At 39.7% G+C, this 25,140-nt stretch carries 26 protein-coding genes; 8 read left to right on the top strand and 18 right to left on the bottom strand.

Annotated features, from left to right (window positions below):
• Positions 1–60: 60 nt before the first annotated feature.
• A complete protein-coding gene (locus AWW68_RS13710) occupies positions 61–1,038 on the top strand; it encodes an NADPH:quinone oxidoreductase family protein (RefSeq protein WP_068221983.1) in 978 nt (325 codons plus the stop codon).
• Between the two features lie 198 nt (positions 1,039–1,236).
• Here the strand turns inward: AWW68_RS13710 and AWW68_RS13705 are convergent, their stop codons facing one another.
• Positions 1,237–1,926, bottom strand: a complete 690-nt coding sequence (locus AWW68_RS13705; RefSeq protein ID WP_068221981.1) for a YciI family protein — start codon at positions 1,924–1,926, stop codon at positions 1,237–1,239.
• Between the two features lie 1,148 nt (positions 1,927–3,074).
• Between AWW68_RS13705 and AWW68_RS13700 the strand changes: the two genes are divergently transcribed.
• Positions 3,075–3,851, top strand: coding sequence for a S1/P1 nuclease (locus AWW68_RS13700; RefSeq protein ID WP_068221979.1), 777 nt, complete (start codon positions 3,075–3,077; stop codon positions 3,849–3,851).
• A gap of 1 nt (position 3,852) precedes the next feature.
• On the opposite strand, the gene AWW68_RS13695 is transcribed toward AWW68_RS13700, so the two are convergent.
• The gene (locus AWW68_RS13695) at positions 3,853–4,251 is read right to left on the bottom strand and encodes a DUF983 domain-containing protein (protein WP_068221978.1); all 399 of its coding nucleotides are present in this window, start codon (positions 4,249–4,251) and stop codon (positions 3,853–3,855) included.
• A gap of 102 nt (positions 4,252–4,353) precedes the next feature.
• On the opposite strand from AWW68_RS13695, the gene AWW68_RS13690 reads away from it, so the two are divergent.
• The 3 genes from AWW68_RS13690 to AWW68_RS13680 all read left to right on the top strand — a co-directional run bounded on the left by AWW68_RS13690 (position 4,354) and on the right by AWW68_RS13680 (position 6,396).
• Positions 4,354–5,226 (top strand): AraC family transcriptional regulator, encoded by an 873-nt coding sequence (locus AWW68_RS13690; RefSeq protein WP_068221976.1) that lies wholly within the window; start codon positions 4,354–4,356, stop codon positions 5,224–5,226.
• Positions 5,227–5,317: 91 nt separating this feature from the next.
• Positions 5,318–5,596: a hypothetical protein gene (locus AWW68_RS20280; protein WP_068221974.1), complete on the top strand. Its 279-nt coding sequence runs from the start codon at positions 5,318–5,320 to the stop codon at positions 5,594–5,596.
• Positions 5,597–5,682: 86 nt separating this feature from the next.
• The gene (locus AWW68_RS13680) at positions 5,683–6,396 is read left to right on the top strand and encodes a hypothetical protein (protein ID WP_221406001.1); all 714 of its coding nucleotides are present in this window, start codon (positions 5,683–5,685) and stop codon (positions 6,394–6,396) included.
• A gap of 115 nt (positions 6,397–6,511) precedes the next feature.
• Here the strand turns inward: AWW68_RS13680 and AWW68_RS13675 are convergent, their stop codons facing one another.
• Positions 6,512–7,855: a M20/M25/M40 family metallo-hydrolase gene (locus AWW68_RS13675; RefSeq protein ID WP_068221970.1), complete on the bottom strand. Its 1,344-nt coding sequence runs from the start codon at positions 7,853–7,855 to the stop codon at positions 6,512–6,514.
• A gap of 219 nt (positions 7,856–8,074) precedes the next feature.
• Positions 8,075–8,554: a DUF456 domain-containing protein gene (locus AWW68_RS13670; RefSeq protein ID WP_068221968.1), complete on the bottom strand. Its 480-nt coding sequence runs from the start codon at positions 8,552–8,554 to the stop codon at positions 8,075–8,077.
• 260 nt (positions 8,555–8,814) lie between these two features.
• On the opposite strand from AWW68_RS13670, the gene AWW68_RS13665 reads away from it, so the two are divergent.
• Positions 8,815–9,333: a hypothetical protein gene (locus tag AWW68_RS13665; protein ID WP_068221966.1), complete on the top strand. Its 519-nt coding sequence runs from the start codon at positions 8,815–8,817 to the stop codon at positions 9,331–9,333.
• Here AWW68_RS13665 and msrA read toward each other — a convergent pair.
• The 6 genes from msrA to AWW68_RS13635 all read right to left on the bottom strand — a co-directional run bounded on the left by msrA (position 9,330) and on the right by AWW68_RS13635 (position 13,945).
• Entirely contained in the window at positions 9,330–9,995 is a 666-nt protein-coding gene (gene msrA / locus AWW68_RS13660; protein ID WP_068224146.1) for a peptide-methionine (S)-S-oxide reductase MsrA, read from the bottom strand. The two genes, AWW68_RS13665 and msrA, sit on opposite strands and share 4 nt — an antisense overlap.
• A 50-nt stretch (positions 9,996–10,045) precedes the next feature.
• Entirely contained in the window at positions 10,046–10,522 is a 477-nt protein-coding gene (locus AWW68_RS13655) for a pyrophosphohydrolase domain-containing protein (protein WP_068221964.1), read from the bottom strand.
• A 68-nt stretch (positions 10,523–10,590) separates the two neighbouring features.
• Positions 10,591–11,127, bottom strand: coding sequence for a peptide-methionine (R)-S-oxide reductase MsrB (msrB, locus tag AWW68_RS13650; RefSeq protein WP_084375695.1), 537 nt, complete (start codon positions 11,125–11,127; stop codon positions 10,591–10,593).
• A 60-nt stretch (positions 11,128–11,187) separates the two neighbouring features.
• A complete protein-coding gene (locus tag AWW68_RS13645; protein ID WP_068221962.1) occupies positions 11,188–12,048 on the bottom strand; it encodes a class I SAM-dependent methyltransferase in 861 nt (286 codons plus the stop codon).
• Positions 12,049–12,265: 217 nt separating this feature from the next.
• Positions 12,266–12,451 carry a hypothetical protein gene (locus tag AWW68_RS13640; protein WP_157717654.1) on the bottom strand — a complete coding sequence of 62 codons (186 nt, stop codon included), beginning with the start codon at positions 12,449–12,451 and terminating at the stop codon, positions 12,266–12,268.
• A 162-nt stretch (positions 12,452–12,613) separates the two neighbouring features.
• Positions 12,614–13,945: an exonuclease domain-containing protein gene (locus AWW68_RS13635; RefSeq protein WP_068221959.1), complete on the bottom strand. Its 1,332-nt coding sequence runs from the start codon at positions 13,943–13,945 to the stop codon at positions 12,614–12,616.
• A 38-nt stretch (positions 13,946–13,983) separates the two neighbouring features.
• On the opposite strand from AWW68_RS13635, the gene AWW68_RS13630 reads away from it, so the two are divergent.
• On the top strand, positions 13,984–14,814 hold the full coding sequence (locus AWW68_RS13630; protein ID WP_068221957.1) for a restriction endonuclease: 831 nt from the start codon (positions 13,984–13,986) through the stop codon (positions 14,812–14,814).
• On the opposite strand, the gene AWW68_RS13625 is transcribed toward AWW68_RS13630, so the two are convergent.
• From AWW68_RS13625 to AWW68_RS13600, 6 genes are all read right to left on the bottom strand, one after another.
• Entirely contained in the window at positions 14,804–16,510 is a 1,707-nt protein-coding gene (locus AWW68_RS13625; protein ID WP_068221955.1) for a sodium:solute symporter, read from the bottom strand. The two genes, AWW68_RS13630 and AWW68_RS13625, sit on opposite strands and share 11 nt — an antisense overlap.
• A 135-nt stretch (positions 16,511–16,645) precedes the next feature.
• The gene (locus tag AWW68_RS13620) at positions 16,646–19,177 is read right to left on the bottom strand and encodes a PIG-L family deacetylase (RefSeq protein ID WP_068221953.1); all 2,532 of its coding nucleotides are present in this window, start codon (positions 19,175–19,177) and stop codon (positions 16,646–16,648) included.
• A gap of 104 nt (positions 19,178–19,281) precedes the next feature.
• Positions 19,282–19,779 (bottom strand): thiol peroxidase, encoded by a 498-nt coding sequence (tpx, locus tag AWW68_RS13615; protein WP_068221951.1) that lies wholly within the window; start codon positions 19,777–19,779, stop codon positions 19,282–19,284.
• Positions 19,780–19,888: 109 nt separating this feature from the next.
• Positions 19,889–20,299, bottom strand: a complete 411-nt coding sequence (locus AWW68_RS13610) for a hypothetical protein (RefSeq protein ID WP_068221949.1) — start codon at positions 20,297–20,299, stop codon at positions 19,889–19,891.
• Between the two features lie 117 nt (positions 20,300–20,416).
• Positions 20,417–21,145: a YebC/PmpR family DNA-binding transcriptional regulator gene (locus tag AWW68_RS13605; RefSeq protein WP_068221947.1), complete on the bottom strand. Its 729-nt coding sequence runs from the start codon at positions 21,143–21,145 to the stop codon at positions 20,417–20,419.
• 72 nt (positions 21,146–21,217) lie between these two features.
• The gene (locus AWW68_RS13600) at positions 21,218–21,895 is read right to left on the bottom strand and encodes a GOLPH3/VPS74 family protein (protein WP_068221945.1); all 678 of its coding nucleotides are present in this window, start codon (positions 21,893–21,895) and stop codon (positions 21,218–21,220) included.
• A 215-nt stretch (positions 21,896–22,110) separates the two neighbouring features.
• Between AWW68_RS13600 and AWW68_RS13595 the strand changes: the two genes are divergently transcribed.
• Positions 22,111–23,445: a GAF domain-containing sensor histidine kinase gene (locus AWW68_RS13595; protein WP_068221943.1), complete on the top strand. Its 1,335-nt coding sequence runs from the start codon at positions 22,111–22,113 to the stop codon at positions 23,443–23,445.
• Here AWW68_RS13595 and leuB read toward each other — a convergent pair.
• Both leuB and leuD read right to left on the bottom strand, forming a co-directional pair.
• Positions 23,438–24,544 (bottom strand): 3-isopropylmalate dehydrogenase, encoded by a 1,107-nt coding sequence (gene leuB / locus AWW68_RS13590; RefSeq protein ID WP_068224131.1) that lies wholly within the window; start codon positions 24,542–24,544, stop codon positions 23,438–23,440. The two genes, AWW68_RS13595 and leuB, sit on opposite strands and share 8 nt — an antisense overlap.
• Before the next feature lie 7 nt (positions 24,545–24,551).
• Complete coding sequence (gene leuD, locus AWW68_RS13585) at positions 24,552–25,139, bottom strand: 3-isopropylmalate dehydratase small subunit (protein ID WP_068221941.1); 588 nt, start codon at positions 25,137–25,139, stop codon at positions 24,552–24,554.
• Position 25,140: the final 1 nt, after the last annotated feature.

The following is a 25,140-nucleotide window of genomic DNA, read 5'->3' as shown; positions in this document are numbered from 1 at the left end:
TAGACCTCAACTTGGGACAAATGGTTGGAATTAGATGATAAATTAAAGTAATTCAGCTTCATGAAAGCATTGGTTTGTCACTCCTTCGGTCTACCTGAGAACCTTAAAATGGATGAGCTTGAAACTCCTCAAATTCAACCCAATCAGGTTCTAATTCAAGTGAAAGCCTGTGGTGTCAACTTTCCAGATACGCTCATCATTCAAAATAAATATCAATTCAAACCTGAACTACCTTTTGCCCCGGGTGGTGAAGTATCTGGTATAGCTGTTGAAGTAGGCCCTGAAGTGAACCACGTCAAAAAAGGTGATCGAGTTTTCGCGCTTACTGGTTGGGGTGGCTTTGCTGAATTTGTAGCCGCTGATGCTCACAAATGCTTGCCTGTTCCTGAGGGCATGGACTTTGTAACCGCTGCCACTACTATGTACAATTTTGGCACATCACTCTTCGCGCTTAAGCAAAGAGCTAACCTTCAGAATGGAGAAAAACTACTGGTTTTAGGTGCTTCTGGTGGTGTTGGGTTGGCAGCAGTTCAGATTGGCAAGCAGATGGGCGCTCATGTGGTGGCTGCTGCAAGTTCAAAAGAAAAGCTGGAAATTTGCCTGAAAGCCGGAGCTGATGAAGTCATCAACTACTCAGAACAAGATCTAAAGGAAACAGCAAAAGCCATGACGAATGGAGAAGGTTTCGATGTGATTTGTGACCCTGTTGGAGATCAATATGCTGAACCCGCAGTTCGTTCTCTCGCTTGGGGAGGCAGGTATTTGGTGGTGGGTTTTGCTGCTGGTTCTCCTTCTGCTATTAAAATGAACCTACCTTTGCTGAAAGGCGCCTCGATAGTTGGAGTATTCTGGGGCGCTTTTGCTCAGAAAGAACCCGCAGAAAACATGAGGAACTTTGAGCAGATTCTTCAGTGGATTCAGGAAGGAAAAGTGAAACAGCACATCTATAAAGAATATCCGTTAGAGCAAGGTGCTCAGGCTATTCGTGATCTGATGGATAGAAAGGTAATAGGTAAGAATGTGGTTATAATAGATTAAATGTTTTTGCTATCAAAAACTCGAACAATGAGTCTGGGTTAACCTTCAAAATAGCTAGGAACAATTGAGCAGGAATGACCTGCTTCTCAGAAATCGGCTTACCACATAAACCATGTCTTTCAGGCAGAGCTTCAGGCTATAAAATCCTAACTTGAACAAGTTCAATCAATCCTAATTCAGAAAGAAAATGGTTTTGAGTTAATTTTCACAGAATACTCCTTTAGGGAAATAAATTTGTCTGTGATAATAGGACATCAAGCCCTTTTTAACCAATTCATGAGTCGCGAAAAGCTCTTCAACTCCTCCCTCCTGATCTGATTTATAGATGACAACCTGACCTTCATTGGCATTTAAGTTAATAGCTCCAACCAACTCAGCGTTGTCCTTGTACTTCTGTTTGAGTTCTTTCAGCAAATTCTCAGTAAAACGATTAGTCTTTACTGCATCAATGTTCTCATCACCCTTATTTGGCTCAAAGCGTACGAAGTAATAGGTCGTCATTTCTACATCGGCTTCGTCTTTATGCCAAAGCGTGCAAAGCTTCCCTTCCATCAGATCGAACGGATAAACCTCTAGCTTAAAACGGCCAGCAGAAATTGCAGGATCAGAATTTAAAACTGCTTCCGTATCGGTCTTATTGGTATCGAATAGAAAAATACCTCCCCCATTATAAAACGGACCTGCAGCAATCATCTTCTGCTCTTTCACTAGCCGATTGATATTAGCAATATGTCCTGACTGAAGGCTATCGACTTGCTCTTTGGGTAGTTCAGCTCGGTCAGGATTCGTGTTCAGGAAAACGAAGGTATATCTACCATCACCATACTGAGCCTGTAATTGAGCAGCAACCATTAGGAACAGAGCGAGGAAGGTCAATTTGAGTTTCATATCGATGAATTAAGAATGAATGAAATTAGCAATAAAGTCCGAGGACGATAGCTGGAAGATAGAAATTTCGTCTACCCTTCAAATCGTAGGTCAAATTGAAACGCAACACCTTTTACGCTCAGACGTCTCCTGAAAGGGACTCTGAGCATCTTAAAGCATCATCAGAGTCCACTGCATGAGACTCTGATAGTGTTGGGAATCAACTGGTCTGACCACTTGGAGTGGTCTGACCAGTGAAACGCGCACAGTTGAACTTGCCAGCTTCCACCCTAGTTGAAGCGTCTCGCTTCGACTAATACTCAGACTATTTGAGTGTTGTCACCAAAACCCAGCTTCCAGATGACATCACTGAATAAGCGATAAATGAAGCCTGGCCGATCCCTCGATTCCTCGGGATGAGAAAGAGCTTGAACAAAACTAGGAGCCTTACAACAGTGAAAGTAGGAAGCCAGCCTTCAAGTAGAGAACTTCTCTACCACACCAAGCTCACTCAGGCACCTCCAGAAAGAGACACGCTCCTCGCTTAGAGTCTCCTGAAAGGGACTCTGAGCATCTTAAAGCATCATCAGAGTCCACTGCGCGAGACTCGGATGGAGATGGGAATCAACTGGTCTGACCACTTGGAGTGGTCTGACCAGTGAGACGCGCCTCAGTTGAACTTGTCAGCTTCCAACCTAGTTGAAGCGTCTCGCTTCGACTAATACTCTAGGTTGATTGGGTTTTGTCACCAGAATCCAGCTTAAGAGTGACAACACTGCTTGAGCAATAAATAAAGCCTGGCCGATCCCTCGATTCCTCGGGATGAAAAAGAGCTTGAACAAAGCTCACAGCTCTATATCTACATAGTGAAAGTAGTTAGCCAGCCTTCGATTAGAGAACTTCGTACAATTCTAACATTTATAGCTCCTCACCCAAAAACCTCCTAAAAGGGACATTTACCTCGCTCAGACGTCTCCTTAAAGGGACTCTGAGCATCTTAAAGCATCATCAGAATCCATTGCGTGTGACTCTGATGGGGATGAGAATCTTATGAGGACAGGGAGGTAAACGCTTAGTTCATCAAAAGGTAAAGCCTAATTCACATTAGTTAAATTTAAAATCGCTCTTTGTAAACCATTACATCCTTATCTTTGGGCAAATTTCAAGTCATGAGAAAATTTCTTACTCTTTCGCTTCTAGTATTGTTCTCTATTTCTCTAACCTCAAGCAGTTTCTTCTGGGGACAAATTGGACATAGAACAGTTGGTCATATCGCTGATGGTATGTTAAGCAAAAAGGCGCAGAAAAATGTGAAACGTGTTCTTGGCAGCGAAACACTGGCTGAGGTAAGCACATGGATGGATGAAGTAAGATCGGACAGGGCTTACGATTATGCCAACACTTGGCATTACTGCACAATCCCCGATGGAATGACTTATGAAGAAGCTCCTGAGCAAGAAGGTGGCGATGTAATCAAAGCGATAGAAACCATCACTGCCGAGCTTAAGGCAGGGGACTTATCGGCCGAAGAGGAGGCTACAAAACTGAAGTTTCTAGTTCATTTGATTGGCGACATTCACCAACCTCTTCATGTTGGGAATGGTGAAGATCGTGGTGGAAACGATGTTAAAGTTGAATATTTCGGAAGCAGCACTAACCTGCATAGCGTTTGGGATAGTCGCATGATCGATGGCAAACAATTGAGCTACACAGAGTTTGCAGATTGGGTAAATCACCCGAGTTCAAGTCAGATAAAAGATTGGCAGTCTGCAACCGTAAGAGAATGGGCTTATGAGTCTATGTCTTATAGAGACCAAGTGTATGATGTTCCGGAAAATGGAAGATTGAGCTATCAATATGGCTATAAGTATTTCGACATCATCAAGTTAAGAGTCCTTCAGGCTGGAGTTAGATTGGCAGGAGTTATCAACGACATTTACGGATAATCTAAGCCTGAGCTTCTGAACTAGCGGCATCTACAGGAGTGGTTCTATGTTTTTTTGTGAAAAGATAGAGCCACAATATTCTCGATAGTTTAAAGTTCGGAAATAAGAAAATAAGCATTACAGCTGTAATTATGGCCATCATGAGGTCTACAGACATTTCTATTCCTAAAACCCTGATAGCAACAAAAGTAGCGATTGCCTCAGCCGTAGTAATACCGTAACTCACAAACATGGCTCCGAAAAAATAGCCTGGTTCACGTTCAAATTTGAAATTGCAATGAGGACAATTCTCATGCATCTTTGGCCCCTGAAGCTTCAGAATATTTCCATTTGACTCAAAAATCTTTCCTTCTTCACATTTAGGGCATTTGCCTTTTACCATTGAGTTGAACCTACCCATCTCCTTTTCAATTTATTGCAAAGTTAGAATCATGTAGAAAACAAAGCTGTTACAATACACTCTAATACTAGCACAATTAAGACATTTTCCATTAATTGTAGTATGGAGAATATCCCAATATTACACCTCGATCAATTCTTGCTTAGTGGAGGAAATGGAGTTTACATTAATGACCTAAAAACACATCTTTTAGATCATCATAATAAGATTTCACACCCACACAAGCACAACTTTTATTTGAATGTACTTTTTACTCATGGCGAAGGAATTCACGAAATAGACTTCAATGAATTTGAAGTAAAACCTGGGAGTTTTTTTGTTATGGCACCTGGTCAGGTACATCATTGGGAGCTTTCAGATGATGTAAAAGGCTTTGTTTTTCTTCATTCAAAAGAGTTTTTCATGTTAAGAGATAGTGAATTCGAGTTAGATGAGTTTCCTTTTTTCTATTCAAAACAGAATACTCCAGAAATAGTGTTAGACGGAGAAGCGTTTAGTTCGGTGCACGATCTATGTCACAACTTGCTACAAGAGTACAAAGCAAGCCATGAGTATAAAGCGCTGAAAATTCACTCCCTTATAACTCTTGTATATATAGCATTGACACGGGCTTACAGCCCGACAAATCATAAGGTGAAAAGGAACTCGCATTATGACAGCACAATTAGGACTTTAGAACACTTAGTGGAAATCTCTTACAAAGATGAAAAAGGACCATCATATTATGCCGACCAACTCAACATAACCTTAAAGCATCTCAATAGAATCTGCAATCACGTTTTAGGCACATCAGTAAGTCAAGTAATTACCGCTAGGGTATTGTTAGAGGCAAAACGCTTATTGATGTTTAGAGATTTAAGCATTGCAGAAGTAGCTAACCAGTTGGGCTATTCTGACTACTCCTATTTCTCTAGGCTCTTTAAAAAACACACCACCCAAACGCCACAGCAGTTTCGGAAAGGGTATATTCAGTAATCATCATTTCAAGAGACACGATCATCCTACTAACAAGCCACTAATCAATTAGAAAACCAATATTCATTAATGAAATCACTATATTCCTAACATGAACTCACAAATAACATTTATGCCTAAATGGGCGGTTGGTACTTTACTAAGCTTTGCCCTTCTCCTATTTATATTTGGAATTAGCCAGAGTCTGACATTCGATAATGCTCCAGCAGTCTTTATTCTAGCCTTTGCCTGTTTCCTGCCTTGCTACATTGCGCTTTTCATGGATATAGCCAAACGTAGACTTCCTTACCATTGGGGAATGTTAATGCTCTTTCTGCCATTTCTTGGACCTTATATTTATTTCTTAAGTCAAAGTCATTTGAACAAATAAGCCAATTGATGCATAGGAGATTAATCATTGCCCTAATTCTCAGTCTATCTATTAAGTTATCCTTTGCCACAAGTCAAGCTTCAGAGTTGATTATATATAATGGTGATACGTTGGAAATGCTTTCTTTACCATTAGATCCCTATTTAGGTGAACTAGATAAAAGAAATGAGAAATATCCCTTCCTTAAAGAGATGTGTTCCACTGGGTTGTGGAGAGGATATCAAGGGTTGTGGAAAATTGAAAACAATGAATTATTTCTTATTGATGTATTCCAATGTGCCGACAAAGAAAAAAGCATCTTCCGTAAACTATTTAACACTGATTTCCCTATAAAAGCTAATTGGTACTCCGGCAACCTTTTTATTCAGCATGGAGAAGTAATAAAGTATAATCATACGGGATTCTCAAGATTCTATGAAGAAGAAACAGTTCTGGAAATCGACAAAGGAAATCAAGTTGATCAGAGTCACTTTATAAATGGATATAGACCAGATGACAACAACTTTTCAAATCACCCAGACTCTATAATAACTAAAGTTTTTAATCGAATTGATTGGAAGAAGTTTCCTGAACTATCAAAGGAATACTGCCTATATGCAGGCATAAAATTAGGCCAAAAAGATAGTCTATATATAATCAAAGCTAAAGCTCCAGAGGCATATGTTAATGAGATTAGAACAATATTCAATGAATTCCCAAAACTCAAAAAATTCTATTCTCGTGGTAAACCTTTGAATGAAGTTTATTCTTTCCGAATCATTTTCAGCGAAGAGTCAAGAAAAAGATATAGCAAGAAGTAGCGATGCTAGTGCATAACTCATCCTTGGACAGTCTGAATTTCTCATCCAGAAAAGTATACTAGATGAGGGCAAAGTAGCAACTTATTAAGTCTATCTATTTTCAACAGATCTTTATCTATTTATTGGAAAAAGAAAGTGACTTATCAGTTAGCAGGCGGTACATTAAAACTGCAGCTCTTTTAGTCTGCATTGGCAAGGTTCTTAGATCTCCAGCTTCATTGACAGTATGACCTTGAGTTCCGCCCATTCCCATTCCATCAATGCCCATTTTAATTCCAAAAGCTGTAAATGATATATCTGCTGCACCAGCGTCTGCAGGGTTTACAGGAGTAACCTCTCCAAAGCCTAAATCTTGACTCACCTGACTGAATTGCTTTAGAAGTTCATAATTGCCATCAGTTGGGGCAAAAGGCGGATAACCATCACTGAAAGTGATTGTTGCTTCAGTTTGGGGCAAATGCTCTGAAACTATGCGTTTCATCACTTCCTGTGCCCTCTTGTACTGTTCCTCACTGATACAGCGAATATCACCATTCACAATAGCAGATTCGGCTACTACGTTGGTCTTTCCAAAAGCAGTCCCAGAATTGGTTTTGTCATTGTAGCTAATATCGGTTCCACCTACAATATTCCCTGGGTTAAAGGTTAAAAACTCTTCTCCTGACAGTTCTTCATAGAATTGATAAAGAATTCGAGAAGCCTCATAGATGGCACCTGCCCCAATGTTCGGTTTAAAGATTTGAGACGAATGTGAAGGAACACCCTTCACCTCTAGTGTCCAACCAGATGAACTTCTACGGGCTACATTCGCTGTCTTTGGATTGCCATCACCGTTTTCAAACCCAAGCGCAATATCAGCCCATTCCGCAGCCTTTTTCAACTCCGCTTTAGAAAGGTCAAGTGGCCTGCCGCTGAGTTCTTCATCACCTGTCATCACCACCCAAATGTTCATGTCTTTCAGTAGACCAGCCTCATTTAATGCAGCTAAGGACTGAAGAATAATTACATCTCCACCTTTCATATCGGCAATTCCAGGCCCTTTGATAGTATTTTCATCAACCTGTTCCCATTGCTGGAATGGGCTATCTGGTTCAAATACGGTATCTAAATGACCAATCATTAAAATCTTCGGCCCTTTTCCTCCTTCAATTTTGGCCACCAAATGCCCAGCGCGGTTCCATGAGCTTCCATCAATAAAACTGGCATCCATTCCAATTGCTTCAAATTTCGGAATTAGAACATCCGCCACTTGTCTCACTCCATCAAAATTCATGGTGCCAGAATTGATGTTAATAAGCTCTTTAAGTAAGTCTAATGCTTCAGAGTTATGCTCATCTACCCAAGAAGAAAGCTTTTTTTCGGTACGATCGAGTTGAGCATTGGCCTGAAATGAGACGAAAAGAACAAGTAAACAGATGATTTTGGTAAAGACACCAAAATTGGCTTGAGTCAGTTTCATAGATGAATGTTTAATTCAAGTATACTGAAGAAATACAACACTAGAAAGTGATGCTGTTTGGGATGTTAAACTGACCTATCAATGTAATCTGGCATATACTTCTCCCAATAGCTATCGGGATTGCTTAGTATAGGAAAAACTAATCATTTACATCCCGAGGGAACGAGGCATCGGCCAAAAAGTTAGAGGCAAGATTTCTCCCTTGAATCAAAGAAACTTCTAAAAAACATTCACCACAAAGAGCCAGGCCATCCAAGCAGAAGCTATTAATTTCAGGAGTGTTCCTGCCAAGAAACCAACAAAGGAACCGAAGGCAGACCTGAGTGCGGCTTTATTGGTAGTCTTGCCAGTACTCATTTCTCCCAAAAAGGCGCCTACAAACGGACCGATAATAATTCCGAATGGAGGAAAAAAGAACAAACCAACCAACAATCCGATGGTGCTGCCCCACACTCCTCTTTTAGTTCCTCCGAACTTCTTGGTTCCATAAATGGGCACAACGTAATCTAGCGCTGTAACAGCTGCAGTAATAAAGGCCCAAAGCCAAAGAGTGTCAGAATCAAAAGGCGACTTCTCTGTCCATTGAAGTAGTAATAATGCCAAAAAACTGATTGGCGGACCAGGCAGGATGGGCAAAAAACATCCTCCAATACCTACAATGACACAAATAAAACCGAGAATGATTAAAAGAATATCCATGGTTGTTGTTTTGACCTAATTTAAAGATGCACAAAACTTTGATTTGTTACACCTTAGTACAAGTCAATGGTCGATAGTCCATTGTCGATGGATGAATTTTTGGGCTAAAAAATTTTCCCCATCATGAGCGTGCCGAAGGATCTGCTCATGAACATAGACGGACTGATCCTTCGGTTCCTTGGGATGAAAAAAGAAACAGAATATTGAGAGTTGAGGAATCTTGGAATTTGGAGATTGACTTTTGTTATTTACCAATAGATATGGACATCAAGGCTCAACTCACCAAAGAACATAGCAAAGAGAATAAAGACTTAATAGTTGAACACCTATTAAATAACCCTAGTGAAATTGATGCTTTGATGGATCAATTCTTTAGCTCAAATCACATAATGGTGCAGAGAGCTGCCTGGGTAGTTGGGACTTTAGGTGATAAACAACCAGAACTAATCAAGCCTTTCTTCCCTAGAATGGTTAAGGCAATTAGGCAAACAGACTGTATTGTGGCTGTTAAAAGAAATGTACTAAGAGTTTTACAATTCCAAAATGTAGATGAGAATCTCTGGGGAGAATTGTATGATGTATGTATAAGATTCCTTGAAGACAATAACGAACCAGTAGCCGTAAAAGTCTTCTCTATGTCTACTGCCTACAATATTGTAAAACAAGTTCCTGAATTAAAAAACGAACTCATGGGAGCCATAGAGCAAATTATTCCAGAAGGCACAGCGGGTGAAAAAAATAGAGGGCAAAAAATACTTAATGCCCTCTCTAAACTTTAGTTTTCTCCTGAGTACTTTGCTTTTACATACTCTGGAAATATTTTCTTAAACTTCTTTACCTTAGGAACAGCCACTTGAATTATGTATGGATTCCCAGGATTGAGTTCATAATAGTTTTGGTGATAATCTTCGGCTAGCCAGAACTCTTCAAATGCTTCAACCTCAGTTACTATAGACTTCGAATACTTTCCAGAGGCATCTAGCTTTTTAATTGTATTCTCTGTTGCCGATTTCTGAGCGGCATCATGATAATACACCACTGGCCTATACTGCTTACCAATATCAGGGCCTTGACCATTAGCTTGTATAGGGTTGTGAGCTACAAAGAATATATCTAGCAATTCCTGATAAGTAATAACCTGAGGATCATAATAGATCTGAACTGCTTCAGCATGTTCGGTCTTACCATAACTTACCTCATAGTAAGTTGGGCTTTGTTCAGGCCCACCTGTATAGCCAGAAACCACATCTCTTACTCCCTTAACTCTTTCAAAGACTGCTTCTGTACACCAGAAGCATCCACCAGCAAATGTGGCCACCTCTTCTCCTGCTCCTTTCGCCTTGTTCAAATTAACCAACTGAGAGCCTTCACTCTGACCATAGCAAGCACTTACTGATAGAACTAGCATTGCAGAAACCAGAATAGAATAAATATCTCGCATAATCATTCTTTACGTTCGCTTTGATAACGCCCTCAGTAAGTCAAAGGTTTTTAGAGGTGGTCAGCCAGCCTACTTTTTAGATCGGCCGGTGAGTAATTCACTGACTTTAAGGTCTTGTTATCGGAAGATCTATATACCAAGAAATGCCCGTCAGACTCTTCTATGTAGCTCTCTGTACCATCCTTGTCTAAATAGAATTTCTGAGTAGCTTCTGCCTCTTCCATGGTTTTACAAGTTTTACTCATGTTTGAGCGCTGAACCTCATCGAATAACTCTTTGAATTTATCTGCAAGGCCAAACTCTAAAATGGCTCCACTAAGAACATACTGAATATCACAAAGTGCATCGGCTACTTCAACCAAGTCCTTATCATTAATGGCTTCTTCAAGTTCCTTTAGTTCTTCCGCAATTAAAGAAACCCTCAGTTTACACCTATCTTCTGAAGGTATTTGAGGGGAACTGAGTATGGGATGTTTGAAAGTTTTGTGAAATTCTGCTACGCTATTAAGTGCTTTTGGTTCTTCCATAATTCAATAAAAAAAGCCTGAAATTTAGTTTCAGGCCAATGTTAATCAATAATTCTTTTGCGCTGGAATTAGTTATCGTCTTTTTTGAATTTAGGAGGCTTCTCTCCTTTTGGCACAAAGATTAAAGCATCTGAATTAATGCAATACCTTAAGCCAGTTGGTTCTGGACCGTCTTCAAAAACGTGTCCCAAATGTGAACCACTTTTACTATCCACTACTTCCCAACGCACCATACCAAGAGAGGTATCTTTCTTAAGCTCTATTGCGCTATCCGATACTGGTTTCCAAAAAGCTGGCCAACCAGAGTATGAGTTATATTTGGTCTCACTAGAGAAAACTGGCTGCAATGAAGCAGCAGAATAATAAATTCCTTCTTTATAAAACTTATCGTATTTACCACCTCGTGGTTCGGTGCCCTGCTCTCTTAAAACATAATATTGCTTAGGTGTCAGCCTCTGCTTCCATTCTTCCTCAGTCAACTGAATTTCGTATTTCTCCTTCTTCTTAGGGTCTTGATCTTGAAACGCCTTAGATCGCTTGGTTGCGAAAATGCTAGAAATTAGAATTATAACTAAACCTGATATTAAAATGATCTTTGCTTTCATGAATAGCCTTTGTTTGCCTAACTAGATTTACGTACAAAAGGTTTGGCTCGGTTTTCCGAATTAGGAGAATTGTCTTCCGAGCGATGTTTTGGTATATAAATCGCCCGAAGTATCGTCATTAGAATAGGTTTTCACAGGGTGAAAATAGATGGACGGTACCTTTTTCTTTTTCCATGGCGCCACAATTCCTAAAGCCTTTTTAGACAATTGATCTGACTTAAATTGAGCTTGAGCATGTAATGGTTTATCCTTATCATAAAGAACAACGGAATGCCCATTCCCTTTTAGTACACGTTTTAACTCTCGATAAGCCTGCGTTTGATCTGCCTTGTCATACTCATTAATATAGTCGAAAGAGAACAATGCATCAATAGACTCTTCAGCAAAAGGTAGGTTGGCATTATCACAGAGAATCAACAAGGTATTATCCTTCATCTCTGCTTTTATAGCAATAAGTCGGTCTAAAGAAAAATCTATATGCAGATATTGATTAAAATGGGTATTGAAAACGAGGTTATGTAAAGCGTCTACATCATGAGTTACAGCACTTAGAAAACAGTCTCCAGATCTAGGCAAAAGGCCTTTAAGTTCTTTCAGCTGATCGTTAGAAAGAGGCTTACTGCGCATTTGCTTTAAACCTACGTGTGAATTATCTCCTTTCTTAAGAGGTTTAAACTCTGTATAAAAAGCTTCAACAGTTTGCTGAGTCACTCTTAGAAGAGGATTCTTTGTTCTGTTCTTCGCGGTAACTGCAGTATCTTTTCTCAGCAGAACAATACCGTCTACAATCGGATAGAAATAGGTTTGATTTTCAGTGATTAACCCTTGCTCCAAGCTAATTTCTACTTGTATTCCGGGGTGAAAATAAAGTTCACCATTAGCAATTTTCTGATTGACAATAGAAAGCTCCTCTGGTGACATAAGTCTGAGTGACTTACCAGAAATTGGACATACAAAAGAAGATGTATTTATACTCTCTAACACAATACTACTTACACGCAATAATTCTACGGTTGTGGGAACAATAACCCTACCAAGCAGTAAAATCGATCAAAAATGAGCAAATAAGAGGAAGTGGCAAAAAGAATAATCCCATTTTGGGACTCATATACCAAAAAAAACCGACTTGGGAGTCGGTTTACTTTTTCATTACCAAGGCAGACTTGCTGGCCCTCAGAGCACTACTATACATAAGCTCTTTGCTAACCTCGCTAAGGTCGTTTACATACTTTCTTAATCTAGCTGTGGTTTCGCTAGAACGTAACTGAATTTTCTCTTCAGCATACTTAAGGATCTTTCCTCCTATTTCTTTAGACTTTGTCATTTCCATATTCTTAAAAGTTCAACCATAATTTTTAGTAAAGATTACTACAAGTTCTGATTGCTGAGTTGAGACTACAGTTTAAACGTTTCAGAAGAGATTCTGTTTGCCGTTTAACTCATTTAATATACAAATTACAAAGGGTTAACCCTCACTTGATTTTTATCAAAGGTTTATCAACTGCCTTTTTTCCCTGAATTGACGAATAATGCTTTGTATATCTGGTGTCTCCGGATAGAGATGGATAATGTCCTTAATGTTATCTATGTTCTCAATTGCAAATGATGTTTCCGCATAACCATAGCCTTGATACTTGCCTTGCTCCACCAATACCAGCGAAACTTCATTGACGTCTCGCCCCTTTCCTACTAAACAGAAGGAGTCTCCTACTGCGTCCAAGTCTTTAAGCGCATTAGCGAATCGCTCATTTAGCCCCATCTCACTTGAACTATCGTAAGAATATCCATGATAATTTAGTAAGGAGGCCGGAAGACCACAATGCTCTGGGTTCAACCCGAATTGCTTTGCAAATTGAATAAGAAAGCTCCTCGCTTTATCAAACGAAGGGAATGCTTTAATGGGCTTAAGGCCCCTTTGAACCTTTCCAACCGATATTCTATTTACCCCGCTCCCATCTACATAATGATAGAGTCCGAACTTCGCTGTCGGAAATTTCTGTGCTTTATTAAACTTGGGGAATAGCCTTTTGATCTCATATGACTCTTTGAGAAACGCTATTAATTCATCACCACAAATCTCGAATGAAACATCGTGAATTTTATCTTTTAGCTGTTGCTTGAATATTACATCTGTACTTGAGAAATGATTTCGAACCCTTCTTTTAATGTTATTCGCCTTTCCTACATAAAGCACCTTTCCGTGCTCATCATGAAAGTAGTAGATTCCAGTAACCTCAGGCAATTCTTCAAAAACCTGACGGTTTAAGTTGGGTGGCAGATCGGCCTCTTTACTATTCTTTTTTAGAAAGAATTCAATTTCTCCATTCTCCTTTTCTAGAATAAGATCCATCAATTCGGCAGTCGCTCTCGCATCGCCCATAGCTCTGTGCCGTGCTGAGTTTTCAATACCGAAATGCTCTCCTAAACGACCCAAACTATACGACTTAAGGCCGGGGAATACCTTTCGGGTTAAGCGGACCGTACAGAGCTTTGGCAAGTTCAAATTGCCGCCTAGGTCTTGAAACTCCTTTTTTATAAATGAATAGTCGAAGTTGACATTATGAGCTACAAATATGTTTCCTTCTAGCATCTGATGTACCTCTTTAGCTACTTCGAAAAAGCGAGGTGCATCTTCTACCATTTCATTGCTTATACCCGTTAAAGCGGTGATATTAGATGGAATGTATGACTCAGGATTGAGCAAGGTTTGGTATTCATCTACCACCCTTTTACCGTCATGAATGAGTATGGCTATTTCAGTAATTTTTCCGTGCGCTGCCGAGCTCCCCGTAGTTTCAATATCCACAATAGCGTACATAGATTGAAATTAAGTAACAATTCGTATTTTATGCCAGTATGAGTCAAAAATGGGTAAAAAAAGCATCGGGAGAAATTGTAGAATTCGATGAAAACAAACTTAGGCAATCACTTTTTAATTCTGGAGCCTCAGAAGAACTGATCAGCACAATTACCAATAAAATTCTCAATGAACTAGATGAGACCACTTCGACCAGAAGTATTTATAAAAAAGCGTATCAATTATTGAGAAGCTCTAGCCAAAAGTTGGCAGGTAAATACAAGTTGAAGAACGCCATTTTAGAACTTGGCCCATCTGGTTATCCTTTCGAGCACTTTGTTGGTCAACTACTCGCCTATCAAGGATATGATGTTGAGGTTGGTATTGAAGTTCAGGGAAAATGCTTAAAACATGAAGTTGATATTTTCGCTCATACTGATGACCATCTAATTGTTGGAGAATGCAAACATCACAGAAATGCTGGCTATAAATCCGATGTTAAAATCCCTCTATATGTGCACTCTAGGTACAACGACATTGTAAATGGACTACGATCTGCCAGTGAAAAGAGAGACTCTGAATGCTGGATAATCATAAATACCCGATTTACTTCAGATGCTGAACAGTATGGCCAATGCTATGGTCTAAAGCTAGTTTCTTGGGATTACCCTAAAAAAGGAAGTCTCAGAGAACGCATTGAGCTTTCTGGTCTCTATCCTATCACTTGTCTCTTTTCACTTACAAAGAAGGAAAAACAAGTATTGATGGAGGAGGACATAGTGCTATGCCAGCAGTTGAGCAAGAACCCAGAACTTCTAGGGCCAATAGACCCAAGAAAGCATCAGAAGGTTTTAGCCGAATGCGAGGAAATCTGCTCTGCTAGTTTTTGAAAATTCTAACCACATAACTTAGAACAACCACTAAGATACATCCGAAGGCATTGTACCATAAGTATCCCATAGTTAGTGGCCCTGCAATTCCTTGCACATTGAGATAGTGCACCCCAATTACAGCAAACTGGCTAATAATAGCCGCAATAAACACTGCATTGCTTTTAATGGATTTGAAGAAGAATGCCACTACAAAGATTCCGAGCACTATAGGGTAAAACAATGACCCTATTAGGTTTACTGCTTGAATTAAGTTCTCAAAAAGGTTAAGTGTCGAAGCAAAAATGATGGCCAATACTCCCCATGCTAAAGTGAACAGCTTGGAGTTTTTTAGGTATGTGGCATCACTAGCATTTTTATTGACCGTTCGCTTATAGAAATCTATGGTCGTAGTTGAACCCAAGGCATTCAATTCTGATGAAGTAGATGACATGGCTGCTGAGAATATTACCGCAAACAATAAACCTACTATACCCACTGGCATGGTGTTCATCACAAAGTTCATGAAGATGTAATCTTTGTCATTGGTTTCCCTCTCTGGCAAAGCTTGACTTATCAGTGATTTTGCTTCTTCTCGAAGCTCTTCAGACTCATTCTGGAGTCTATTTAGCTCATGCCTACTAGTTTCAATAAGTGTTTCACTGTTAGATTCTACGGCTTCATTCAAGTCTTTTACTACCTGCAGTTTCTCATTGAAGATATCTTGGTATTCAGACTCCATACTGAGAAAGTCTTGACCAAACTCTTCGTTAGCCACAACCTCTTCCCTAATGGTATCATTGAAGAAAATTGGTGGTTGATTGTACTGATAGTAAACAAAGACCATAACCCCTATGAATAGAATTACGAACTGCATTGGCACTTTAAGCAATCCATTCATCATAAGCCCCATACGGCTTTCTTTCAAGGTTCTGCCTGATAAATAGCGTTGAACCTGTGACTGGTCTGTGCCAAAATAAGACAAGAAGAGAAAAACAGCGCCCGTCATTCCCGACCAAAAACTGTATCTATCCTGAAGGTCGAATTCAAAATTGACAATGTTCAATTTCCCCATTTTTCCAGCAACATGCATGGCATCTTTGAAACCCACACCATCTGGCAATGACATTACCACGAGAACACCAGCTACAATCATTCCTCCCATCATTACAGCCATTTGTTGCTTCTGAGTTTGCGTAACGGCTTTTGTCCCACCAGATACTGTGTAAAGAATAACCAAAACACCAATTACGATTGTTGTCAGTTGCAATGGCCAACCAAGCAAAGCACTAAGAATAATAGATGGAGCATAGATTGTAATACCAGCTGCTAAACCTCTCTGAATTAGAAAGATAAATGCAGCAAGTAATCTAGTCTTTAAGTCGAACCTGCCCTCTAGATATTCATAGGCAGTATAAATCTTAGCTTTGTAATATAATGGTAGAAAGAAGATCGAAATGATGATCATGGCTACGGGTAAACCGAAGTAGAATTGCACAAATCGCATTCCATCGGTATAAGCCTGACCAGGAGTAGAAAGAAAGGTAATTGCACTTGCCTGAGTTGCCATAATAGAAAGGCCTATCACCCACCATTTACTGTCATTTCCACCTCTTAAATATCCGTCTACTGTGTTTTCGCCTCGAGTTTTCCAGATTCCATAGGCCACAATGAAAATGAGTGTACCAAAGAGTACAATCCAATCTATACTAGTCATGAATAACTAACTGTAATGAGGTAAAACAAAGAGATACATACAGCTAAGACAAATAAAACGAAACCGTATACGCCTGCCCAGCTATTAAAAAATAAGAATCTGACTTTTTCCTCTTCAGGATTTTCTTCCTTCATACTACTTGTTTTCAACAGAATTCAACGAGGTTGAATTAGGCTTATCTTGACCTAGTGAAATCATATTCGTGAAAATTCTAAATGCCCCAGGGACTCCAGCAGGTAGTTCTCTGAACCATGAATAGCCCGAATATACAAAATAACCTTCGCCATACTTGGTCACTAGTAAACCACCATTCTTTGGTGATTCTCCCGGATCGTTAGCAGACAAAATTGCCGTATATCTTTCATCCCACTGGTTCGGAAAGTATAGTCCCCTTTCTTGAACCCAGCCTTCAAAGTCTTTTGAGGTGATCTTATTTGGACCATCAATAATTGGATGGTCTGGGGCTAAAATTCTAACCTCAGCCTCTTCTTTAGTAACTCTATCTCTTGAGATACTAAAAGAATAAGGACCAATAGGTGGCTGATTGCTCATTGAAGTGTTGTATTGAGCGATTAATGTTCCTCCCTCCTTAACATAATCCATCAACTCAGGCTGAATCACACGCATTCTATCAATGGTGTTGTAGGCTCGAACACCGATGATGACTGCATCATAATCTGCAATTGACTCTGTGGTGATATTCTCTGGGTCTAGAAGCGTAACATTATAACCGATTTGCTCTAAGGCTTCTGGAACAGCATCGCCAGAACCCATGATATACCCAACAAACTGTCCTTTTCTCTTCAAATCTAGCTTTACAATCTTGGCCTGGCTTTCAGGAAAAATAGTTTGGGTAGGAATATATCCGTAATCAATAATCTTTAGCCCTTTATTGTAGGTTTTCCCTTCATAGGTTACTTGTGCTTTCGCAAAACCTTCAGAAGCTCCTGCAGGTGGTAATACTTGGAATTCGGCTCTATACTCACCACCCTTTTTGGCAATACTATAGTCTAACGATTCAGGGCTCACTTTCCATCCCGCAGGAAGAGACAAACTCACTTTGCCAGAAACATCATCTTTACCTGCGATGACAGTTACATCAATTTGTTTGGTTTCATTGTCTGGGAAAATTAGCACGGACTGTTGCGTATTCACGAATACAGGTGGTGTAATCACAAATGGGCGATATACCTCTCCATCGACTCTGTCATTGGTTTTATGAACCACAGGAACCGAAAAACTGTAAGGCTTTCCTTCAACCTTGAAATTAAACGTAGCCTCAATAGTTGGTGAGTTCTCTGGTAAACCGCGCATACGCTGATTTTCGACAGTATACATTCCCAATGAAGCTTCTTTTTCTAACCAATAAGGTTGAGAAATTTTATTCTCTCTTAGTACCAAATCAGCAGCTACATCGAAGCGTTCATTGTTTTTAAGAGGCTGGTAAGGCTTTAAAACCACATCGTAACCATCGAAGCTGATTGTTTCTAATTCTACATTTGCATCAGACCGATTTATAGCTTCACCATAAATATTGAGTGTTTGACCGTTAACCGCAGAGTAATCGCTAGCGACAAGCTCCACATAAAGGCCTAGGGCTCCTTTTATGATTCCATCCAGTTCTGCACCTTTTACTTCTCTCCAGTACTCGTCTTTTAATGCACTAATTTTCTCTCTAATCACTAACAACTCAGCTACACTAGCTGACGGATTCTGTATATCGAAGTTTTCATTGGCCTTTTTAATTAACTCACCAATTTCTTTTCCTCCTTCCACACGAGCCCAAGTCTGATCAATATTTTCGAACACATCATTCTTTGGAAGATCTCCTTTCCAATGTCTCAAATACTCAGGGATATTACCTCTTCTGCCCGTACTTCCGAATCCTTGAGATTTATGCTGACTTCTGCTTAAGGCTGAAATTTCATCGTATGACTTACCAAGTAGCGGGTTGTATTGATTTAAGTCTATTGCAAAATATCCTGGCTGATCTTCATGGCTTGAAGTAAACCTTCCTCCAAAGTTGTAAGTGTTCCAATAGAGTCCTTTGGGTTGCCAAGTGTCTACGTATTTCAATTGTTCAGGAAAAACCTTAGGGTCGGCTGCAATATCAAAAGCTCGTTGAGCCAGAATTGCTGAAGCAGTATGGTGGCCGTGCATTCTTCCACTATTATCGCGGGTGGTATCAAAACGAGTAATAATTACATCAGGTCTAAACCTTCTGATGTTCCAAACTACATCGCTAAGCACATCTTCTCCTTCCCAAATTTCGAATGTCTCATCAGGATTTTTAGAATACCCAAAGTCATTCGCTCTGGTAAAGAACTGCTCACCACCATCAGTTCTACGTGCTGCCAATAGTTCTTGGGTTCGGATTATGCCCAGTAGCTCTCTGATTTCCGTACCTACCAAGTTTTGACCACCATCTCCCCTTGTCATAGCCAAGTATGCAGTTCTGAGCTTCTTTTCATTAGCCATGTAAGCAATTAGCCTAGTATTCTCATCATCTGGATGAGCGGCCAAGTACATTACTGAACCAAGTACCTCTAGTTTGTTCAGTGCTTGCTTTAGTTCAGCCGCATTGGGTTTTTCAGGTGCCTGAGCGTATAAAATTGATGTGAAACAGAAAAGTAGTAGTGCGCCAGTTACGCGCGTAGTGAGTCTCATAGAATTAGGTTTGATGCCTTTAGTACGGAAGTAAAAATAGGAAGTTATAAAAAATCCACCGCTGGCAGTTTTGCTAACGGTGGATTAAGCTATGTTTTGAATCCCTATATGGCAGCTAATGCCGCCTCATAGTCAGGTTCTTGGCCAACTTCTGGTACTTGTTCGGTATAAATGACATTGCCCTTTTTATCTAGCACAATGATAACTCGGGAGTCTAGGCCTTCAAAAACACCATCTACTATTTTTAACCCCATGTCTTCAGCAAATTGTGGCACTTTGAAATCTGAAGCTACGGTTACATTTTCGATACCCTCAGCACCACAAAAACGATTCAACGCAAACGGTAGATCTTTAGAAATACAAAGCACGGCAGTATCGTCCATGTTAGCGGCTTCTTTGTTGAAGTTTCGAACAGAAGTAGCACAAACCGAAGTATCTACACTTGGAAAAATATTCAAGATTAGGTTTTTGCCCTTGAAATCCGAGAGGCTTACAGGAGCCATATCATTCTTTACAAAAGTGTAATTATTTAAGGTAGTACCAACTGCAGGAAGCGTTCCATTGGTATTAGTTTCATTACCTCCTAAGGTGATTTTAGCCATAATTCTTTTTGATTAAAGTTATGTGGTTTCAACCCAAGTTAGTCCATTATGTTCAAAAAATAAGGCCTGCCCGAATTGGGCAGACCCTGATCAAAACTCAAAACAACATTTATCTTCTGAAGTAGACGGTGTTACAAAAATCTACCAGTCCACTATTGTCTAATCTATCTTCTACTGAGTAACTCAAAACTACGTCTCCATAGTCTATTCTTCCTGTCCCCTGTATGACATATCCATCTATTACTTGTCTAGGAATTGTGAGTCTATCACCGTAAACCTCGGCAAATACCTCTACATCTATTCCGTAGAAGTTACGGATGTAGACTACACTACTGTGGGGATCTCCATCTTTTAGTATTCTAACATTATACTTGGTGAGTAAATCGTAAGTTTCGCTGTATTCCTCTACACTAAACCTTCCTGTGAAGTTGTCTCTAGAATCGTATGGAACCTCTACAACCCATACATCACAACTACTCAAAAAAACTATGACCGATAAAATGAGTAAACCTTTTTTCATATTGACCTCCTTTGGTTGATGTTACTACCCATTTTCCCAAAATGATGCCAAAAATGAAAAGACATAAAAAAAGCCTCACAATAAGAGGCTTCAAATATTTGATTTTCAGTATTTTAACTAAGCAATATTTGTATATACTGCTTGCACATCATCATCGTCTTCTAGCTTGTCGAGCATCTTTTCAATCTCTTCTAGCTGCTCATCGTTAAATTCTACTGGTGAGGTAGCGAATCTTTTAAGTGCTGCATTCTTCACTTCAATATTCAGACCTTCTAAGCCTTCTTGCATTGAACCAAACTTGGTGTAATCTGCATAAGCATAAACCGTAGTAGTACCTTCTTCTTCGTCTGTATGAGAATCGATTTCCTCAAGTCCAGCATCGATTAACTCAAGCTCTAATTCTTCAAGATCCATTTCTTCAGTTTTCTCAAACTCAAAAACAGCCTTTCTAGAGAACATAAACTCTAGCGAACCATTAGGCACTAAACCGCCACCAGCTTTATTGAAGTATGACTTAACATTGGCTACAGTTCTGTTTTGATTATCTGTAGCACATTCTACAAATACCAAAACCCCGTGAGGACCCTTTCCCTCATAATTGATTTCTACGTAGGCCTCAACATCTTTGCTAGTAGCCCTTTTAATAGCCGCATCGATATTGTCTTTGGGCATGTTCTGCGCTTTGGCGTTTTGGATAGCCGTACGCAGCGAAGCATTCATATCAGGATCTCCTCCACCTTCTTTGGCGGCCATAGTAATGGCTTTAGCCAGTTTTGGAAATATGCGGGACATCTTATCCCAACGTTTCATTTTGGCGGCTTTCCGATATTCAAATGCTCTTCCCATATTAAATTAATTTTCTCGCTGCAAAAATAAGAAGTCCCTTCAAATGGCAATCAGAAGGTTTAAAAATGTTCACTAGCTATTGGTTGCCACGCTGGTAACGATTATCGAAGAAGTAATGGCTATCATTATAGCTGCTTGAATTTCTCTGATACTCTTATTAATGACCTGGCTTACCTTCATGTCTTTGGTAACTTCTTTTATCTTTCTATTAATGGCTTTGTAGTCATCTTTGTCTCTAAAAGCCTCTTTGGTTAGGTCTGTGGCATCTATTAAACTCAAGAGCATCAGATCGTGAGGGTCTATGGTAGACTCAGAGCTTAAAACATCGTCTAAACGCTTTCTTACTTTGTTCTCAGGAGTCAGATCTGAGGTTGGATATTTTTCATATGGAATAATCCAAAGCACCTTATGCTCTTCTTTTTTGAGAATCCCCTTGTTAATCAGCCTTTGTAAAGTGTCGTTTTTAATCTCGGAAGATTTCCTTGCCAGAGATTGAATTGACTTTTTTAAGGTAGGACTGTCTTGTTCTCTAATCACATCGATCATTTTGTTAACCGACATTTCTGGTTCATAGGTATCGTCTCGAAGTATCAATTTTTCACCTTCTACCTGAATCTTTCCTCGCAGTGCAAGTTCCAATAGCACCGCACCAGCAAAACCGTAATGCAAACGTGTTGAATCAATTACAAACTTGCCCCTATCATCATCTAAAGCAAGTAATAAATATTCTTCCAGCAGATTTAATTTCATGAGTTTTTGAGTATGATTCCGAAGATACCAAAAGCTTAAAGCAATCGATCATTTTAATATTAAAATGAATATGATTCCGAGAAATATTACCATAAAAAGTTTTTGATAAGTATATTCATAGATCATTATTACAAGAACGGGCTAAGCAATGCTGTTACTCCGGATAAATCAGCCTCTAGATAACCCACAAATTCTGTAGTAAAGAGCACCTCAACATGAAAATACCCAAGACTGCTAAGCGCGAAGAATCACGCTTAGAGACACTTATTGCATATAGAATTCTAGACACGCCTCAAGAGCAAGAATTCGATATAATCACTGAAATCAGTGTAGAGCTCTTCAATACGCCAGTTTCAACCATTTCATTTATAGATAAAGACCGAGTTTGGTATAAATCTGTGGTAGGATTGAACACCAAAGAAACCAAAAGGTCTGAAGCTGTTTGTGCCGAAATCTTGAATGACGATAATGATATTTTGGAAATTGAAGACTTAAGCAATGATCCCAAATTCTCTTCATCAACTGTTTTCATTGATGATCAATCATTAAAATTCTATGCTGGTGCACCTATTAAAGACAGGAACGGATTTACGCTAGGCACTCTTTGCGTAATGGATACCAAGCCTAGAAGGCTATCGGACATCGAAAAAAGCCGTCTGAAAAGTCTCTCTAATATGGTGATGAGCCAAATAGAACATAGACTTATTCAAAAGCACCTGAATCAATATGTACAGTTACAAACTGCTGAGCTTCAAAAGACTCTTATCAACCTCCGTAATAAAGTATCTGAAACACAACAGGAGAAGGCCCAACTAATCAGTGATTTGCAGGAGGAAAAGGACTTTGCTGATATGCGAGCACAATTGGTTCAATCGATCTCTAAGCAATTTAGAAGCCCACTAACTACAATCACCTCTTCTGCACAACTCATAGAAATGATTACTCCAGAACTAAGTACTGGCATGGACAAGCATTTAAATAGAATATTGGGCTCTGTGAAGAATATTGCAGAAATGATGGACGATGTGCTCTATTTTCATGAGCTAGATTTACTAAATCTACACGATTCTGCTACTGAAATAAATATAACTAAATTAGTATACACTGCCTTAGACAGGGCAAAACTCGAATGTCAAGGCAGAAATGAATTTCAAGTAGACTGCTTAGAAGAAGAAACACTCAAGTTTTATAGTAATAAGGAAGGGTTAGAAATGCTCCTAAAAGTCTTTCTTTCAAATGCCATAAAGTACTCTACCCTAGGCTCCATTATCAAGTTTCAATATTCGGTAAACTCCGAATCATTTCAATTCAATGTCAATACCAAAGGAGCCACGTTGAAGAAAAGCGAGTTAAAGCAAATATTTGATCTTTTTTACAGAGGAGATAATAGTGCCAATACCAGTGGTTTGGGAATTGGCTTAACCACTGCCCGTAAACTCATAGGCTCATTGAATGGACAAATAAAGGTGGAATCTACCTCAAGAGATGGAACCACCTTCTATGTTTTGATAACTGCCTTTACTCAAGAAGGTCAAGCAGAAACTAAATGATAGTACTGAGGCCTGCCTGAATATTCGATTGCGCACAAGACTCCTCACCATCTGAAATACAGTTGACAATAAAGTCTCCTACTCTGTCTGTTCCGTAGCTCTGCTCTTTGGCCAAGTCTGAGGTGACCATGCCATTTCTCAATGAAGCATTCACTGCCTGACGTACTTCAATGGCTTCATCAATCAGTCCGAGATGATCTAGCATCATAGCTGCTGATAAAATAGTAGCCAATGGATTGGCAATATTCTGACCGGTTGCTTGCGGATATGAACCATGAATAGGTTCGAACATAGCAGTTTTGTCTCCTACAGAAGCCGATGGCAACAAACCCAGAGAACCACCAATTACTGAGGCCTCATCGGAAATGATATCACCAAACATGTTCTCTGTAAGAATCACATCGAACTGCTTAGGGTTTTGAATCATTTGCATAGCTGCATTGTCGACAAACATAGCGTCTAGCTTCACCTCTGGATATTCCTTGGCAATTTCTGTTACCCTTTCCCTCCAAAGCCTGGAGGTCTCCAGCACATTGGCCTTATCAACCAAAGTCACATGTTTTCTGCGATTTTGAGCCGACTGGAAGGCTAGATGTGCAATGCGATCTATCTCATAATTGGAGTAAGTACAGTGATCGTATGCACCATCTTCTGTTCTTCCCTTTTCTCCAAAATAAATACCTCCAGTTAGCTCTCTATAAACAACTATATCAACCCCCTTTATTTTCTCAGTTTTTAACGGAGACATGTGTAACAAACTATCATAAGCCGTTACAGGCCTAATATTCGCGTAAAGTCCGAGGCTCTTTCTTAGCTTCAACAAACCTTGCTCAGGCCTAACCTTCGCTTTCGGGTCATTATCGTATTTCGGATGGCCAATGGCTCCGAAAAGAAATGCATCAGACTGTTCACAGATATCCAATGTCTCATCTGGCAGTGGCTCACCAGTCTTATCGATGGCAATAGCACCAACATCGCCATAGCTATAGGTAAACGTATGACCATATTTTTCAGCTACGGCATTTAACACTTTTATGGCTTCAGCAACTACTTCAGGGCCAATTCCATCTCCGGGCAATACGCCAATTTTCTTCTTCACTCCCATATTATATTACCATTGAAGAGGCCTCATACTCCTCTATTTCATCCTTAATACTTACTAAAAAATCGATATCATCATATCCGTTCAACAGACACTCTTTCTTGTACGAATTCACCTCAAAACTTTCTGATTTTTCATCAAAACTGATAGTCTGTGCAGGCAAGTCAACAGTGATTTCAGTAGATGGATTAGCCTTAATAGCAGCCAATAGTTCTTTCAAGAAGGCTTCTGAAACCTGAACTGGCAAAAGGCCATTGTTCAACGCATTACCCTTAAAAATATCTGCAAAGAAGCTTGAAACCACCACTTTGAAACCATAGTCATACAAGGCCCAAGCGGCATGCTCCCTTGAAGAACCACAACCGAAGTTCTTGCCTGCTACTAATATTTCTCCTGAATAGGTGGAATCATTCAATACAAAATCAGGCTTCGGCTGATTGCCCTGAACATATCTCCAGTCCCTGAAAAGGTTATCACCAAAACCATCCCGGCTAGTAGCCTTGAGGAACCTTGCAGGGATAATCTGATCGGTATCTATATCTTCAATCGGCATTGGCACTGCCGTAGAAACTACTTTATTAAACTTCTCCATC

The organism is Roseivirga spongicola, assembly GCF_001592965.1.
Lineage (GTDB): Bacteria > Bacteroidota > Bacteroidia > Cytophagales > Cyclobacteriaceae > Roseivirga > Roseivirga spongicola.
Note: the sequence above shows the minus strand (reverse complement) of the source record. Positions and strands in the feature narration are given on the sequence as shown.

Excerpts from the sequence above, each read along its gene's own strand:
- tpx (WP_068221951.1), bottom strand. The coding sequence starts at position 19,779 with ATGGCTAAAATCACCTTAGGAGGTAATGAAACTAATACCAATGGAACG.
- AWW68_RS13610 (WP_068221949.1), bottom strand. The coding sequence starts at position 20,299 with ATGAAAAAAGGTTTACTCATTTTATCGGTCATAGTTTTTTTGAGTAGT.
- AWW68_RS13690 (WP_068221976.1), top strand. The coding sequence starts at position 4,354 with ATGGAGAATATCCCAATATTACACCTCGATCAATTCTTGCTTAGTGGA.
- AWW68_RS13595 (WP_068221943.1), top strand. The coding sequence starts at position 22,111 with ATGAAAATACCCAAGACTGCTAAGCGCGAAGAATCACGCTTAGAGACA.
- AWW68_RS13710 (WP_068221983.1), top strand. The coding sequence starts at position 61 with ATGAAAGCATTGGTTTGTCACTCCTTCGGTCTACCTGAGAACCTTAAA.
- AWW68_RS13670 (WP_068221968.1), bottom strand. The coding sequence starts at position 8,554 with ATGGATATTCTTTTAATCATTCTCGGTTTTATTTGTGTCATTGTAGGT.
- AWW68_RS13675 (WP_068221970.1), bottom strand. The coding sequence starts at position 7,855 with ATGAAACTGACTCAAGCCAATTTTGGTGTCTTTACCAAAATCATCTGT.
- AWW68_RS13640 (WP_157717654.1), bottom strand. The coding sequence starts at position 12,451 with ATGACAAAGTCTAAAGAAATAGGAGGAAAGATCCTTAAGTATGCTGAA.
- AWW68_RS13705 (WP_068221981.1), bottom strand. The coding sequence starts at position 1,926 with ATGAAACTCAAATTGACCTTCCTCGCTCTGTTCCTAATGGTTGCTGCT.
- AWW68_RS13635 (WP_068221959.1), bottom strand. The coding sequence starts at position 13,945 with ATGTACGCTATTGTGGATATTGAAACTACGGGGAGCTCGGCAGCGCAC.
- AWW68_RS13630 (WP_068221957.1), top strand. The coding sequence starts at position 13,984 with ATGAGTCAAAAATGGGTAAAAAAAGCATCGGGAGAAATTGTAGAATTC.
- AWW68_RS13655 (WP_068221964.1), bottom strand. The coding sequence starts at position 10,522 with ATGGAAGAACCAAAAGCACTTAATAGCGTAGCAGAATTTCACAAAACT.
- AWW68_RS13600 (WP_068221945.1), bottom strand. The coding sequence starts at position 21,895 with ATGAAATTAAATCTGCTGGAAGAATATTTATTACTTGCTTTAGATGAT.
- AWW68_RS13605 (WP_068221947.1), bottom strand. The coding sequence starts at position 21,145 with ATGGGAAGAGCATTTGAATATCGGAAAGCCGCCAAAATGAAACGTTGG.
- AWW68_RS13645 (WP_068221962.1), bottom strand. The coding sequence starts at position 12,048 with ATGTCACCAGAGGAGCTTTCTATTGTCAATCAGAAAATTGCTAATGGT.
- AWW68_RS13665 (WP_068221966.1), top strand. The coding sequence starts at position 8,815 with ATGGACATCAAGGCTCAACTCACCAAAGAACATAGCAAAGAGAATAAA.
- msrB (WP_084375695.1), bottom strand. The coding sequence starts at position 11,127 with ATGAAAGCAAAGATCATTTTAATATCAGGTTTAGTTATAATTCTAATT.
- AWW68_RS13700 (WP_068221979.1), top strand. The coding sequence starts at position 3,075 with ATGAGAAAATTTCTTACTCTTTCGCTTCTAGTATTGTTCTCTATTTCT.
- AWW68_RS13695 (WP_068221978.1), bottom strand. The coding sequence starts at position 4,251 with ATGGGTAGGTTCAACTCAATGGTAAAAGGCAAATGCCCTAAATGTGAA.
- AWW68_RS20280 (WP_068221974.1), top strand. The coding sequence starts at position 5,318 with ATGAACTCACAAATAACATTTATGCCTAAATGGGCGGTTGGTACTTTA.
- AWW68_RS13620 (WP_068221953.1), bottom strand. The coding sequence starts at position 19,177 with ATGAGACTCACTACGCGCGTAACTGGCGCACTACTACTTTTCTGTTTC.
- AWW68_RS13625 (WP_068221955.1), bottom strand. The coding sequence starts at position 16,510 with ATGACTAGTATAGATTGGATTGTACTCTTTGGTACACTCATTTTCATT.
- msrA (WP_068224146.1), bottom strand. The coding sequence starts at position 9,995 with ATGCGAGATATTTATTCTATTCTGGTTTCTGCAATGCTAGTTCTATCA.
- leuD (WP_068221941.1), bottom strand. The coding sequence starts at position 25,139 with ATGGAGAAGTTTAATAAAGTAGTTTCTACGGCAGTGCCAATGCCGATT.